Source organism: Mycobacterium mantenii, from assembly GCF_010731775.1.
Lineage (GTDB): Bacteria > Actinomycetota > Actinomycetes > Mycobacteriales > Mycobacteriaceae > Mycobacterium > Mycobacterium mantenii.
The window spans coordinates 3,516,114-3,531,903 of the sequence record NZ_AP022590.1 but is presented as its reverse complement, the minus strand read 5'-3'; the positions used below and the strand labels follow the sequence as shown (position 1 = coordinate 3,531,903).

Below are 15,790 nucleotides of genomic sequence, written 5' to 3'. Positions count from 1 at the left end.
CGTCCCGGGGGTTCGTGCATTCAGGCCATTGCCGACCGCACGGACTGTTGTACGCGATCCGCTGAATCGCCAAGCGCCACAAGCAAACTCGAGTACATCGCGACGAGTACCGGCGTGACTGCCGCGCCGCCGTCGCCGTAGTAGCCGGCCAGCTCCAGCATGACGAACCCGTGAATCAACGCCCAGAATTGGGCCGCGGTGGCCACGACTGACGCGTCGTCGACGCCGTCGTTCAATGAGCCCGCGGGTTTGATCCGGCCGACCAGCATGCATCGGTGCACCCCGCGCACGACGTGCGCGAAGCTGGGGTAGCTCCGTTCGATCTCGGCGACTGTCAGCGTCAGGACGTTGTGGGCGGGCGCGTTGATGCCGTGTGCGCTGGTGCTGCCGAACATCAGCCGATACATGTGCGGTCGCCCGATCGCGTAGCGCCGGTAGGCGGCACCGGTGGCAAACAGGTCGGCCACCGGATCGGCGGTCTGCGGCACCGATAGTGCGGCGTCGAACTGCCGCAGCCCCTCCTCGGCCACCTCGGCGATCAGACCCCGCATCCCGCCGAAGTGGGTGTAGACCGCCATCGTGGACGTCCCCGCGGAGCCGGCCACCTTGCGCGTCTGCAGGGCGTCGGGCCCGTGCTCGTCGAGCAGGGCGACCGCGGCGTGCAGCAGCTCCTCGCGAACGCCGCGCTGAACCTCGGAAGTCATCGTTGCCATCTTCTCATTGGGAGCGTACGGTGCGAATAACGCTGAAATAACAATGTTATAGGAGTTCAGCCATGGTGACCACGGCAACCGCCAAGCCCGGCAATCCCTACCTCGAGGACTTCCTGTCGCCGGTGAGCGCGGAAGTCACCGCGCACGATCTGCGCGTCACCGGGCGCATTCCCGAACACCTCGACGGGCGCTACCTGCGCAACGGCCCCAACCCGGCCGCCGAGGTGGACCCAGCCGTCTACCACTGGTTCAGCGGCGACGGCATGGTGCACGGGGTGGCGCTGCGCGACGGGCAGGCCCGCTGGTACCGCAACCGGTGGGTGCGCAGCCCGTCGGTGTGCCGCATCCTCGGCGAGCCGGCGCCGGGCCGGCTCGACCCGCGCGCGGGAATGCTGAGCCTGGGCGCCAACACCAACGTGTTGAGCCACGCCGGGCGGACCCTGGCGCTGGTGGAGGGCGGCGTCGCCAACTACGAGCTCACCGAGGAGCTGGACACCGTCGGGACGTGCGACTTCGACGGCACGCTGGCGGGCGGCTACACCGCGCACCCGCACCGCGACCCGCGCACCGGCGAACTTCACGCGATCTCTTACTCGTTCACGCGCGGGCGGACCGTGCAGTACTCGGTGATCGACGTCGCCGGCCGCGCCCGCCGCACGCTGGACATCGAGGTCGGCGGGTCGCCGATGATGCACGACTTCTCGCTGACCGACAAATACGTCGTGATCTACGACCTGCCGGTGACCTTCGACCCGGTACAGGTGCTGCCGCGGCAGATGCCGCCCTGGTTGGCCCTGCCGGCCCGTCTGGTGCTGCAGTCGCTGATCGGGCGGGTGCGGGTGCCGAGCCCAATTAACGCGCGGATGAACCGCGACGCGCGGCACTCCGATCGGATGCCCTACGCCTGGAACCCGCACTACCCGGCGCGCGTCGGGGTCATGCCGCGTGAGGGCGACAACAAGGATGTGCGCTGGTTCGACATCGAACCCTGCTACGTCTACCACCCGCTCAACGCATATTCCGAAATTCGAAGCGGCGCTGAGGTTTTGGTGCTCGACGTGGTGCGCTATGCGCGGATGTTCGACCGGGACCGGCGCGGCCCCGGGGAAAGCACCCCCATGCTGGACCGCTGGACCATCAACCTGGCGACCGGTGCGGTCACCACCGAATGCCGCGACGATCAGTCGCAGGAATTCCCGCGGATCAACGAGGAGTTGCTGGGCGGACGGCACCGGTACGGCTACACCGTCGGCGCCCAGTTCGCCGGCGGCGGATCCGGCCTTTTCAAACACGATTACGCGACCGGGTCCCGCGAGGTAGCGGCCCTCGATGCCGGCCTTTCACTCGGCGAGATGTCCTTTGTGCCGAACCCCGCGGCCGGCACCGAAGACGACGGCATCCTGATGGGCTTCGGCTATCACCGCGACCGCGACGAAGGCCAATTGCTTTTGCTGGACGCGCAGACGCTCGAGCAGGTGGCCACCGTTCACCTGCCGCAGCGGGTGCCGATGGGCTTCCACGGCAACTGGGCGCCCACCGGCTGACGTTGGCTAACACGCGCGTCAAATAAGTTGTGCCGCGCGGGCTTCCGGGTGATCTCAGGACGGCTAATATTTCCCGGCTGTCGTCCGCATCCCTGATGCCGTGCGGCAGCAGTGCGCTACAGTGACTCATGCCACACAAAAGGGCAGGTGGCGGGCACGAGCGTCGACGGAAGGATTCCCCATGGGCGTCGCTATCGAGGTGAATGGACTAACGAAGTCCTTCGGCTCCTCGAGGATTTGGGAAGACGTGACGTTGGAGGTCCCCGCCGGGGAGGTCAGCGTCCTGCTGGGGCCGTCGGGTACCGGCAAATCGGTTTTCCTGAAGTCCCTGATCGGTTTGTTGCGGCCCGAGCGCGGCTCGGTCGTGATCGACGGCACCGACATCCTGCAGTGTTCGGCCAAGGAGCTCTACGAGATCCGCACGCTCTTCGGCGTGATGTTCCAGGACGGCGCCCTGTTCGGTTCGATGAACCTGTTCGACAACGCGGCCTTCCCGCTGCGCGAGCACACCAAGAAGAAGGAAGGCGAGATCCGTGACATCGTCATGGAGAAGCTGACCCTGGTCGGTCTCGGCGGCGACGAGAAGAAGTTCCCAGGGGAGATCTCCGGTGGTATGCGCAAGCGCGCCAGCCTGGCCCGCGCCCTGGTGATGGACCCGCAGATCATCCTGTGCGACGAGCCCGACTCCGGTCTGGACCCGGTGCGTACCGCCTACCTAAGCCAGCTGATCCTGGACATCAACGCCCAGATCGATGCCACGGTGCTGATCGTGACCCACAACATCAACATCGCCCGCACCGTGCCGGACAACATGGGCATGCTGTTCCGCCGCAAGTTGGTCATGTTCGGCCCGCGCGAGGTGCTTCTGACCAGCGACGAGCCCGTTGTGCGGCAGTTCCTCAACGGTCGCCGTATCGGCCCGATCGGCATGTCCGAGGAAAAAGACGAGGCGACCATGGCCGAAGAGCAGGCCGCGCTGGACGCCGGGCAACATGCCGGTGGTGTCGAGGAAGTCGAGGGCGTCCCCCCGCAGATCGTCGCGTCGCCGGGCATGCCGGAGCGCAAGGCGGTCGCGCGCCGCCAGGCCCGGGTGCGCGAGATCCTGCATACCCTTCCCAAGGACGCTCAGGCCGCCATCCTCGACGACCTCGAAGGCACCCACAAGTTCCGTGCACACGAGTTCGGCGACTAGAGCGTGCGGTCCGGTGGGTTTCGCGATGACTCCGCGCAACACGGCGGCCCGCCCTCTTGACGACGGGCCCTAAACCGGCCAGTCTGTTGGGCAGCATGTATCCAGCGGAAAGTCGAGATGCCAGCCAGCGCCGATGTCCCTGGAATGCTGACGCTGCGAAGTTGAGGAATGCGCCGTCCTGCGCTATTGTTGGACGTTGCGCTGGCTACCTCCTGCCCACCTCACCCGCCACCTGACACCGTGGTCTAAGCCTGAGCCCCCTCAAGCGGCTTAGTTCTAGTTGCGCGTGAGATTCGGACAGATCGTTCGCCGGCCGAACCGACACAATTCGCGGCGAGCTGGCCGGTGGTCCCGGCCTTCGTGAGTCGCACGAGGTGCTGGAAGGATGCATCTTGGCAGATTTCCGCCAGAGCAAGACGGATCGCCCACAAAGTTCCTCTAACGGAAGTTCCTCAAACGGCTCCGTGCCCGGAGCGCCCAACCGAGTCTCCTTCGCCAAGCTCCGCGAACCCCTCGAGGTTCCGGGCCTGCTTGACGTGCAGATCGACTCTTTCGAATGGTTGATCGGCGCGCCGCGCTGGCGTGAGGCCGCCGCCGCCCGTGGGGACGTGACTCCGGTGGGTGGCCTGGAAGAGGTGCTCTACGAGCTCTCGCCGATCGAGGACTTCTCCGGCTCGATGTCCCTGTCGTTCTCCGACCCGCGTTTCGACGAGGTCAAGGCACCGGTCGACGAGTGCAAAGACAAGGACATGACGTACGCGGCCCCGCTGTTCGTCACCGCCGAGTTCATCAACAACAACACCGGCGAGATCAAGAGCCAGACGGTGTTCATGGGTGACTTCCCGATGATGACCGAGAAGGGCACCTTCATCATCAACGGCACCGAGCGTGTGGTGGTCAGTCAGCTGGTCCGCTCGCCCGGTGTGTACTTCGACGAGAGCATCGACAAGTCGACCGAGAAGCTGCTGCACAGCGTCAAGGTGATCCCGAGCCGGGGTGCCTGGCTGGAGTTCGACGTCGACAAGCGCGACACCGTCGGCGTCCGCATCGACCGCAAGCGCCGCCAGCCGGTCACCGTGCTGCTCAAGGCGCTGGGCTGGACCAACGAGCAGATCACCGAGCGGTTCGGCTTCTCCGAGATCATGATGTCGACGCTGGAGAAGGACAACACCGCCGGCACCGACGAGGCGCTGCTGGACATCTACCGCAAGCTGCGTCCGGGCGAGCCGCCGACCAAGGAGTCCGCGCAGACCCTGCTGGAGAACCTGTTCTTCAAGGAGAAGCGCTACGACCTGGCCCGCGTGGGCCGCTACAAGGTCAACAAGAAGCTCGGCCTGCACGCCGGCGAGCCCATCACGTCGTCGACCCTGACCGAGGAAGACGTCGTCGCCACTATCGAGTACCTGGTGCGCCTGCACCACTCCCGTACGGATGGCCAGCCCGCTGTCATGACTGTCCCCGGCGGCACCGAGGTGCCGGTGGAGACCGACGACATCGACCACTTCGGTAACCGCCGGCTGCGCACCGTGGGCGAGCTGATCCAGAACCAGATCCGGGTCGGCATGTCCCGGATGGAGCGCGTGGTCCGGGAGCGGATGACCACCCAGGACGTCGAGGCCATCACGCCGCAGACCCTGATCAACATCCGGCCGGTCGTCGCCGCGATCAAGGAGTTCTTCGGCACCAGCCAGCTGTCGCAGTTCATGGACCAGAACAACCCGCTGTCCGGGCTGACCCACAAGCGCCGGCTCTCGGCGCTGGGCCCGGGCGGTCTGTCCCGTGAGCGCGCTGGCCTGGAGGTCCGTGACGTCCACCCGTCGCACTACGGCCGCATGTGCCCGATCGAAACCCCGGAGGGTCCGAACATCGGCCTGATCGGGTCGCTGTCGGTGTACGCCCGGGTCAACCCGTTCGGGTTCATCGAGACGCCGTACCGCAAGGTCGTCGACGGTGTCGTCTCCGACGAGATCCACTACCTGACCGCCGACGAGGAGGACCGCCACGTCGTGGCGCAGGCCAACTCGCCGATCGACAGCAAGGGCCGGTTCGAGGAGTCACGCGTCCTGGTCCGCCGGAAGGCGGGCGAGGTCGAGTACGTGCCCTCGTCCGAGGTGGACTACATGGACGTGTCGCCGCGCCAGATGGTGTCGGTGGCCACGGCCATGATCCCGTTCCTCGAGCACGACGACGCCAACCGCGCCCTGATGGGTGCCAACATGCAGCGCCAGGCGGTTCCGCTGGTGCGCAGCGAGGCACCGCTGGTGGGTACCGGTATGGAGCTGCGTGCGGCGATCGACGCCGGCGACGTGGTGGTGGCCGAGAAGGCCGGGGTGATCGAGGAGGTCTCCGCCGACTACATCACCGTGATGGCCGACGACGGCACCCGGCACACCTACCGGATGCGCAAGTTCGAGCGGTCCAATCACGGCACCTGCGCCAACCAGTCGCCGATCGTCGACGCGGGCGCGCGGGTCGAGGCCGGCCAGGTCATTGCAGACGGTCCGTGCACGGAGAACGGTGAGATGGCGCTGGGCAAGAACCTGCTCGTCGCTGTCATGCCGTGGGAGGGCCACAACTACGAGGACGCGATCATCCTCTCCAACCGCCTGGTTGAGGAGGACGTGCTCACCTCGATCCACATCGAGGAGCACGAGATCGACGCCCGCGACACCAAGCTGGGCGCCGAGGAGATCACCCGGGACATCCCGAACGTCTCCGATGAGGTGCTGGCCGACCTCGACGAGCGCGGCATCGTGCGCATCGGCGCCGAGGTTCGCGACGGCGACATCCTGGTCGGCAAGGTCACCCCGAAGGGTGAGACCGAGCTGACGCCGGAGGAGCGGCTGCTGCGCGCGATCTTCGGGGAGAAGGCCCGCGAGGTCCGCGACACCTCCCTGAAGGTGCCGCACGGCGAGTCCGGCAAGGTCATCGGCATCCGGGTGTTCTCCCGCGAGGACGACGACGAGCTGCCGGCCGGTGTCAACGAGCTGGTGCGCGTCTACGTGGCCCAGAAGCGCAAGATCTCCGACGGCGACAAGCTCGCCGGACGCCACGGCAACAAGGGCGTCATCGGCAAGATCCTGCCGCAGGAGGACATGCCGTTCCTGCCGGACGGCACGCCGGTCGACATCATCCTGAACACCCACGGTGTGCCGCGACGGATGAACATCGGTCAGATCTTGGAGACCCACCTCGGGTGGGTGGCCAAGTCCGGCTGGAACATCGACGGCTCGCCCGACTGGGCGGTCAACCTGCCCGAGCAGCTGCGGCACGCGCAGCCGAACCAGATCGTGTCGACGCCGGTGTTCGACGGCGCCAAGGAGGAGGAGCTGCAGGGCATGCTGTCCTGCACGCTGCCCAACCGCGACGGTGAGGTCATGGTCGACGGCGACGGCAAGGCGGTGCTGTTCGACGGCCGCAGCGGGGAGCCGTTCCCGTACCCGGTGACCGTTGGCTACATGTACATCATGAAGCTGCACCACCTGGTGGACGACAAGATCCACGCCCGTTCCACCGGTCCGTACTCGATGATCACGCAGCAGCCGCTGGGTGGTAAGGCGCAGTTCGGTGGCCAGCGCTTCGGTGAGATGGAGTGCTGGGCCATGCAGGCCTACGGCGCCGCGTACACGCTGCAGGAGCTGTTGACCATCAAGTCCGACGACACCGTCGGCCGGGTCAAGGTGTACGAGGCGATCGTCAAGGGCGAGAACATCCCGGAGCCGGGTATTCCCGAGTCCTTCAAGGTGTTGCTCAAGGAGCTGCAGTCGCTCTGCCTCAACGTCGAGGTGCTCTCCTCGGACGGCGCGGCGATCGAGTTGCGCGAAGGCGAGGACGAAGACCTCGAGCGGGCGGCGGCAAACCTGGGAATCAACCTGTCCCGCAACGAATCTGCGTCTGTTGAGGACCTGGCTTAGCGACGGCGCCCAAGTGGCGATAGCCAGCCTCTTTATTGGTAACTAAACCCGCAAGGGGAAAGGGAGTTACGTGCTCGACGTCAACTTCTTCGATGAACTCCGTATCGGCCTGGCCACCGCGGAGGACATCAGGCAATGGTCTTACGGCGAGGTCAAGAAGCCGGAGACGATCAACTACCGCACGCTGAAGCCGGAGAAGGACGGCCTGTTCTGCGAGAAGATCTTCGGACCGACTCGCGACTGGGAGTGCTACTGCGGCAAGTACAAGCGCGTCCGGTTCAAGGGCATCATCTGTGAGCGCTGCGGCGTCGAGGTGACCCGCGCCAAGGTGCGTCGCGAGCGGATGGGCCACATCGAGCTGGCCGCGCCCGTCACGCACATCTGGTACTTCAAGGGCGTGCCGAGCCGGCTCGGTTACCTGCTCGACCTGGCCCCGAAGGATCTCGAGAAGATCATCTACTTCGCGGCCTACGTCATCACCGCGGTCGACGACGAGATGCGCCACAACGAGCTCTCGACGCTTGAGGCCGAGATGATGGTGGAGCGCAAGGCCATCGAGGACCAGCGCGACGCCGACCTGGAGGCCCGTGCCCAGAAGCTCGAGGCCGACCTGGCCGAGCTGGAGGCCGAGGGTGCGAAAGCGGACGCAAGGCGGAAGGTTCGGGACGGCGGCGAGCGCGAGATGCGTCAGCTGCGCGACCGCGCCCAGCGTGAGCTGGACCGGCTCGAGGAGATCTGGACGACCTTCACCAAGCTGGCCCCCAAGCAGCTGATCGTCGACGAGAACCTCTACCGCGAGCTGATCGACCGCTTCGGTGAGTACTTCACCGGCGCCATGGGTGCGGAGTCGATCCAGAAGCTGATCGAGAACTTCGACATCGACGCCGAGGCCGAGATCCTGCGCGACGTCATCCGAAACGGCAAGGGGCAGAAGAAGCTTCGTGCGCTCAAGCGTCTCAAGGTGGTCGCCGCCTTCCAGCAGTCTGGCAACTCACCGATGGGCATGGTGCTCGACGCCGTCCCGGTGATCCCGCCGGAACTGCGGCCGATGGTGCAGCTCGACGGTGGCCGGTTCGCCACGAGCGACCTGAACGACCTGTACCGCCGCGTGATCAACCGGAACAACCGCCTCAAGAGGCTGATCGACCTCGGCGCGCCCGAGATCATCGTCAACAACGAGAAGCGGATGCTGCAGGAGTCCGTGGATGCGCTGTTCGACAACGGCCGTCGCGGCCGCCCGGTCACCGGGCCGGGTAACCGCCCGCTGAAGTCGCTGAGCGATCTGCTCAAGGGTAAGCAGGGCCGGTTCCGGCAGAACCTGCTCGGTAAGCGTGTCGACTACTCGGGCCGTTCGGTCATCGTGGTCGGTCCGCAGCTCAAGCTGCACCAGTGCGGCCTGCCCAAGCTGATGGCGCTGGAGCTGTTCAAGCCGTTCGTGATGAAGCGGCTGGTCGACCTCAACCACGCGCAGAACATCAAGAGCGCCAAGCGAATGGTGGAGCGTCAGCGTCCCCAGGTGTGGGATGTCCTCGAAGAGGTCATCGCCGAGCACCCGGTGCTGCTGAACCGCGCACCCACCCTGCACCGGCTGGGTATCCAGGCCTTCGAGCCAATGCTGGTGGAAGGCAAGGCAATCCAGCTGCACCCGCTGGTGTGTGAGGCGTTCAACGCCGACTTCGACGGTGACCAGATGGCGGTGCACCTGCCGCTGAGCGCCGAGGCGCAGGCCGAGGCTCGCATCCTGATGCTGTCTTCCAACAACATCCTGTCGCCCGCATCGGGTCGTCCGCTGGCCATGCCGCGTCTGGACATGGTGACCGGTCTGTACTACCTGACCACCGAGGTGGACGGCGACAAGGGCGAATTCAAGGCGGCCGCCAAGGACGAGCCGGAGGTCGGCGTCTACTCCTCGCCGGCCGAGGCGATCATGGCGTCCGACCGCGGCGTTTTGTCGGTGCGGGCCAAGATCAAGGTGCGGCTGACCCAGTTGCGTCCGCCCGCCGAGATCGAGGCCCAGCTGTTCGGCGCCAACGGCTGGCAGCCGGGCGACGCCTGGCTGGCCGAGACCACGCTGGGCCGTGTGCTTTTCAACGAGCTGCTGCCGGTCGGCTATCCGTTTGTGAACAAGCAGATGCACAAGAAGGTGCAGGCGTCGATCATCAACGACCTGGCCGAGCGCTACCCGATGATCGTCGTCGCGCAGACCGTGGACAAGCTGAAGGACGCCGGTTTCTACTGGGCGACCCGCAGCGGTGTCACGGTCTCCATGGCCGACGTGCTCGTCCCGCCGCGCAAGAAGGAGATCCTCGACCAGTACGAGGAGCGGGCCGAGAAGGTCGAAAAGCAGTTCCAGCGTGGTGCTTTGAACCACGACGAGCGCAACGAGGCGCTGGTGGAGATCTGGAAGGAAGCCACCGACGAGGTCGGTCAGGCGCTGCGGGAGCACTACCCCAGCGACAACCCGATCATCACGATCGTCGACTCGGGCGCCACGGGTAACTTCACCCAGACCCGAACGCTGGCCGGCATGAAGGGCCTGGTGACCAACCCGAAGGGTGAGTTCATCCCGCGTCCGGTCAAGTCGTCGTTCCGCGAGGGCCTGACCGTGCTGGAGTACTTCATCAACACGCACGGCGCTCGAAAGGGTTTGGCGGACACCGCGTTGCGTACCGCCGACTCCGGTTACCTGACCCGTCGTCTGGTGGACGTGAGCCAGGACGTCATCGTCCGCGAGCACGACTGCGAGACCGAGCGCGGCATCCTCGTCGAGCTGGCCGAGCGTCAGCCCGACGGCACGCTGATTCGCGACCCGTACATCGAAACCTCGGCGTACGCGCGGACTTTGGGCGCCGACGCGGTCGACGAGGCCGGCAACGTTGTCGTCGCACGAGGTGAGGACCTGGGTGACCCGGAGATCGACGCCCTGCTGGCGGCCGGCATCACGCAGGTCAAGGTGCGCTCGGTGCTAACGTGCACCACCGGCACCGGGGTGTGTGCGACCTGTTACGGGCGGTCCATGGCCACCGGAAAGCTGGTCGACATCGGCGAGGCCGTCGGCATCGTCGCCGCGCAGTCCATCGGTGAGCCCGGTACCCAGCTGACCATGCGTACCTTCCACCAGGGTGGTGTCGGTGAGGACATCACCGGCGGTCTGCCCCGGGTCCAGGAGCTGTTCGAGGCCCGCATCCCGCGCGGTAAGGCGCCGATCGCCGACGTCACCGGGCGGGTCCGTCTCGAGGACGGTGAGCGCTTCTACAAGATCACCATCGTTCCCGACGACGGCAGCGAAGAGGTCGTGTACGACAAGCTCTCCAAGCGGCAGCGGCTGCGCGTCTTTAAGCACGAAGACGGTTCCGAGCGGGTGCTGTCCGACGGCGACCACGTCGAGGTCGGCCAGCAGCTGATGGAAGGCTCGGCCGACCCGCACGAGGTGCTGCGCGTGCAGGGCCCGCGCGAGGTGCAGATCCACCTGGTCCGCGAGGTCCAGGAGGTCTACCGCGCACAGGGTGTGTCGATCCACGACAAGCACATCGAGGTGATCGTCCGCCAGATGCTGCGCCGCGTCACCATCATCGACTCCGGCTCGACCGAGTTCCTGCCGGGTTCGCTGATCGACCGCGCGGAGTTCGAGGCGGAGAACCGCCGGGTGGTGGCCGAGGGCGGCGAGCCCGCCGCGGGTCGTCCGGTGCTGATGGGTATCACGAAGGCATCGCTGGCCACCGACTCGTGGCTGTCCGCGGCGTCGTTCCAGGAGACCACGCGAGTGCTGACCGATGCGGCGATCAACTGCCGCAGTGACAAGCTCAACGGTCTGAAGGAGAACGTGATCATCGGAAAGCTGATCCCGGCCGGTACCGGTATCAACCGGTACCGCAACATCCAGGTGCAGCCGACGGAGGAGGCCCGGGCCGCCGCGTACACGATCCCGTCCTACGAGGATCAGTACTACAGCCCGGACTTCGGCCAGGCCACCGGCGCCGCGGTGCCGCTGGACGACTACGGCTACAGCGACTACCGCTAGTCCACGCATTGGAAAAGCCCCGGGTTTCGGCCCGGGGCTCTTTCATGCGCCGAGCATGCGTCGAGCTGTGGGCACCACCCGCCTTCGAGCGTCACGCCAGCGTGGCTGTCGCATTCCAACGTCACGCCAGCGTGACGTTGGGCGGGCTCTGGCTCCCCAACTAGACTGGCCGACGTGCTCATCGGTTCGCATGTCCATCAAGACGCTCCCCTGGCCGCGGCCCAGGCGGACGGCGCCGACGTGGTGCAGTTCTTCCTGGGCAACCCGCAGAGCTGGAAGAAGCCCAAACCCCGCGACGACGCCGAGGCGCTGAAGGCGTCCACCATCCCGCTGTACGTCCACGCGCCATACCTCATCAACGTGGCGTCGGCCAACAACCGCATCCGCATCCCGTCGCGCAAGATCCTGCAGGACACCTGCGATGCCGCCGCGGAGATCAACGCGACGGCCGTGGTCGTGCACGGCGGCCACGCCGACGACAACGACATGGAGGCCGGCTTCGAGCGGTGGGTCAAGGCGCTGGACTACCTGGAGACCGACGTGCGGGTGTACCTGGAGAACACCGCCGGCGGCGACCACGCGATGGCCCGCTACTTCGACACCATCGGCAGGCTGTGGGATCGCATCGGCGACAAGGGCATTGGGTTCTGCCTGGACACCTGCCATGCGTGGGCCGCGGGTGAGGAACTGATCGACGCGGTGGACCGGATCAAGGCGCTGACCGGCCGCATCGACCTGGTGCACTGCAACGACTCGAGGGACGCGGCGGGCTCGGGCGCCGACCGGCACGCCAACTTCGGCACCGGCCAGATCGATCCCGAGCTGCTCGCCGCGGTGGTCACGGCGGCCGACGCGCCGGTCATCTGCGAGACCGCCGACGAGGGCCGCAAGGACGACATCGCGTTCCTGCGGGAAAAGACCAGCGGCTGAGCCACGGCCCATGCCCGGTCGGCTCGCGACGCTCTTCGGGGCGCTCCTGTTAATCGCGGGTTGTGCGTCGGCGCTGCCGTCGGGCTTCGTCACCGGCACCAGCGTGCACCACATCAATGTCGGCGGGCGCGATCGCAGCTATCGGCTCTACGAGCCCGCGGGGATACCGGCTTCGACGCCGCTCGTGGTCGTGCTGCACGGCTACTCCGGGAGCGCACAGCAGGTCGAAAGGGATTACGGCTGGGACGAATTGGCCGATGCGGGCCGGTTCGTCGTCGCTTACCCGGATGGAGTTGACCGGGCCTGGAACGTCGACGGGGAAGGCTGCTGCGGCCGGCCGGGACGGGAGGGTGTCGATGACGTCGCCTTCATCAGCGCGGCCGTCGCCGACATCGCCAGGAACGTAGCCACCGATCCCGCCAGGGTCTATGTCACCGGCATGAGTAACGGCGCCATCATGTCCTACACGCTGGCGTGCGACACCGACATCTTCGCCGCCATCGGTCCGGTGGCGGGCACGCTGCTGACCGACTGCCGCAAGCCCCGCCCGATGTCGATCATGCACATCCACGGCACGGCGGATCGGCTGGTGCCCTACGGCGGCGGGCAGGGTTTCAGCGTCATCCACGGCCCGTCGGTGCCCAGCCTGAATGCATTCTGGCGCAACGTTGATCAGTGTGGCAGTCCGGCCACCGTGACGAACGGTCCGTTGGCCACGTCGACGGCCGGATGTACCGGTAACCGCGGCGTCGTCCTCATCACCATCGACGGCGGCGGCCACGAATGGCCGGGCTTCGCCAGCCAACGGCTGTGGGAGTTCTTCGCGGCCCATCCCCGGTAGCTGTATTACAGCTCTTGTGCAACTGTCGGAAAAATGTAACATGAGGGGCATGTCGGATACGCATGTCGTCACCAACCAGGTTCCTCCGCTGGAGAACTACAATCCCGCGACGTCCGCGGTGCTCGTCGAGGCCCTGATCCGCGAGGGCGGGGAATGGGGCTTAGAAGAGGTGAACGAGGTCGGTGCCATCGCGGGTGGCCACGAGGCCCAGCGGTGGGGTGAGCTCGCCGACCGCAACCGGCCCATCCTGCACACGCACGACAAATACGGTCATCGCGTCGACGAGGTCGAATACGACCCGGCCTACCACGAGCTGATGCGCACGGCGATCGCCGGCGGCATCCACGCCGCGCCGTGGGCCGACGACCGCCCGGGCGCACACGTGGTGCGGGCCGCCAAGATGTCGGTCTGGAACGTCGAGCCCGGCCACACCTGCCCGATCTCGATGACCTACGCCGTGGTCCCGGCGCTGCGCTTCAACCCGGAGCTCGCGGCGGTGTACGAGCCCCTGCTGACCAGCCGTGAATACGATCCCGAACTCAAGCTGGCCACCACCAAGCGGGGCATCACCGCCGGCATGTCGATGACCGAGAAGCAGGGCGGCTCCGACGTGCGCGCCGGCACCACCGAGGCGACCCCGAACGGCCCCAACGCTGATGGCAGTTATCGCCTCACCGGCCACAAGTGGTTCACCTCGGCGCCGATGTGCGACATCTTCCTGGTACTCGCGCAGGCTCCGGGCGGCCTGTCGTGCTTCATGTTGCCGCGAGTGCTGCCCGACGGTACCCGCAACCGGATGTTCCTGCAGCGGCTCAAAGACAAGCTCGGCAACCACGCCAACGCCTCCAGCGAGGTCGAATACGACGGCGCCATCGCGTGGCTGGTGGGCGAGGAGGGCCGCGGCGTCCCCACCATCATCGAGATGGTCAACCTGACCCGCCTGGACTGCACCCTGGGCAGCGCCACCAGCATGCGCACCGGCCTGACCCGCGCCATCCACCACGCCCAGCACCGAAAGGCGTTCGGCGCCTACCTGATCGACCAGCCGCTGATGCGCAACGTGCTGGCCGACCTCGCCGTGGAGGCCGAGGCCGCGACCATCGTCGCGATGCGGATGGCCGCCGCCACCGACAAAGCGTTGCGCGGCGACGGGCAGGAGGCGCTGCTGCGCCGCATCGGCCTGGCGGCGAGCAAGTACTGGGTGTGCAAGCGCGCCACCCCGCACGCGGCCGAGGCGCTGGAATGCCTGGGCGGCAACGGTTACGTCGAGGACTCGGGCATGCCGCGACTGTTCCGTGAGGCGCCGCTGATGGGCATCTGGGAGGGCTCGGGCAACGTCAGCGCGCTGGACACGTTGCGCGCCATGGCAACTCGCCCCGAATGCGTCGAGGTGCTGTTCACCGAGCTGGCCGAGAGCGTCGGGGCCGACCCGCGATTGGGTGCTCACGTGCAGCGGCTGCGTCAGGACCTGACCGACCTGGACACCATCGCGCACCGCGCCCGCAAGGTCGCCGAGGACATCTGCCTGGCGCTGCAGGCGTCCCTGCTGGTGCGCCACGGCCACCCCGCCGTCGCCGAGGCCTTCCTGACCACCCGGCTCGACCGCCAGTGGGGCGGGGCGTACGGCACCATGCCCACCGGCCTGGATCTGGCCCCAATCCTCGAGCGCGCGCTGGTAAAGGGCTGAGCGCCCGCATGACTCACGCGATCAGGCCGGTCGACTTCGACAACCTGAAGACGATGACCTACGAGGTCACCGATCGGGTTGCCCGGATCACCTTCAACCGGCCGGAAAAGGGCAACGCGATCGTCGCGGACACCCCGCTGGAGCTCTCTGCGCTGGTGGAGCGCGCCGACCTCGACCCGAATGTGCACGTCATCCTGGTGTCCGGTCGCGGCGAGGGCTTCTGCGCGGGATTCGACCTGAGCGCCTATGCGGACCGCACCGGCTCGGCGGGCGGCACCGGCGCGTACAAGGGCACCGTGCTGGACGGAAAAACCCAGGCGGTCAACCACTTACCCGACCAGCCGTGGGACCCCATGATCGACTACCAGATGATGAGCCGGTTCGTGCGGGGCTTCTCCAGCCTGATGCACGCCGATAAGCCGACGGTGGTCAAGATCCACGGCTACTGCGTGGCCGGCGGCACCGACATCGCGCTGCACGCCGACCAGGTGATCGTCGCGGCCGATGCCAAGATCGGCTACCCGCCCACCCGCGTGTGGGGCGTCCCGGCCGCGGGCCTGTGGGCGCACCGCCTCGGCGACCAGCGCGCCAAAAGGCTGCTGTTCACCGGCGACTGCATCACCGGCGCCCAGGCCGCGGAATGGGGGCTGGCGGTCGAGGCGCCAGACCCGGCGGACCTCGACGAGCGCACGGAGCGACTGGTCGAACGGATCGCCGCGGTGCCCGTCAACCAGCTGATCATGGTCAAGCTCGCGCTGAATTCGGCGCTGCTGCAACAGGGCGTGGCCACCAGCCGCATGGTCAGCACCGTGTTCGACGGTGTCGCCCGGCACACCCCGGAGGGCCACGCCTTCGTCGCCGACGCCACCGAGCACGGCTTCCGGGAAGCGGTACGGCATCGCGACGAGCCTTTCGGCGACCACGGCCGCCGCGCCTCCCAGGTGTAGC

At 66.9% G+C, this 15,790-nt stretch carries 9 protein-coding genes; 8 read left to right on the top strand and 1 reads right to left on the bottom strand.

Annotation, left to right across the window (positions count from 1 at the left end; genetic code table 11):
• Positions 1-20: 20 nt before the first annotated feature.
• On the bottom strand, positions 21-704 hold the full coding sequence (locus G6N50_RS15835; protein ID WP_083093265.1) for a TetR/AcrR family transcriptional regulator: 684 nt from the start codon (positions 702-704) through the stop codon (positions 21-23).
• Between the two features lie 71 nt (positions 705-775).
• Here G6N50_RS15835 and G6N50_RS15830 point away from each other — a divergent pair, with 71 nt between their 5' ends.
• The 8 genes from G6N50_RS15830 to G6N50_RS15790 all read left to right on the top strand — a co-directional run bounded on the left by G6N50_RS15830 (position 776) and on the right by G6N50_RS15790 (position 15,789).
• Complete coding sequence (locus tag G6N50_RS15830) at positions 776-2,257, top strand: carotenoid oxygenase family protein (protein WP_083093266.1); 1,482 nt, start codon at positions 776-778, stop codon at positions 2,255-2,257.
• A 181-nt stretch (positions 2,258-2,438) separates the two neighbouring features.
• Entirely contained in the window at positions 2,439-3,449 is a 1,011-nt protein-coding gene (locus tag G6N50_RS15825) for an ABC transporter ATP-binding protein (protein WP_083093269.1), read from the top strand.
• Between the two features lie 392 nt (positions 3,450-3,841).
• Positions 3,842-7,363, top strand: coding sequence for a DNA-directed RNA polymerase subunit beta (gene rpoB, locus G6N50_RS15815; RefSeq protein ID WP_142275436.1), 3,522 nt, complete (start codon positions 3,842-3,844; stop codon positions 7,361-7,363).
• A 70-nt stretch (positions 7,364-7,433) separates the two neighbouring features.
• Positions 7,434-11,384 carry a DNA-directed RNA polymerase subunit beta' gene (locus G6N50_RS15810; protein WP_083093273.1) on the top strand — a complete coding sequence of 1,317 codons (3,951 nt, stop codon included), beginning with the start codon at positions 7,434-7,436 and terminating at the stop codon, positions 11,382-11,384.
• A gap of 174 nt (positions 11,385-11,558) precedes the next feature.
• Positions 11,559-12,314: a deoxyribonuclease IV gene (locus G6N50_RS15805; RefSeq protein WP_083093275.1), complete on the top strand. Its 756-nt coding sequence runs from the start codon at positions 11,559-11,561 to the stop codon at positions 12,312-12,314.
• A 10-nt stretch (positions 12,315-12,324) separates the two neighbouring features.
• Positions 12,325-13,155: an alpha/beta hydrolase family esterase gene (locus tag G6N50_RS15800; protein WP_083093277.1), complete on the top strand. Its 831-nt coding sequence runs from the start codon at positions 12,325-12,327 to the stop codon at positions 13,153-13,155.
• A 49-nt stretch (positions 13,156-13,204) separates the two neighbouring features.
• Positions 13,205-14,842 carry an acyl-CoA dehydrogenase family protein gene (locus tag G6N50_RS15795; RefSeq protein ID WP_083093279.1) on the top strand — a complete coding sequence of 546 codons (1,638 nt, stop codon included), beginning with the start codon at positions 13,205-13,207 and terminating at the stop codon, positions 14,840-14,842.
• 8 nt (positions 14,843-14,850) lie between these two features.
• On the top strand, positions 14,851-15,789 hold the full coding sequence (locus G6N50_RS15790) for a crotonase/enoyl-CoA hydratase family protein (protein ID WP_083093281.1): 939 nt from the start codon (positions 14,851-14,853) through the stop codon (positions 15,787-15,789).
• Position 15,790: the final 1 nt, after the last annotated feature.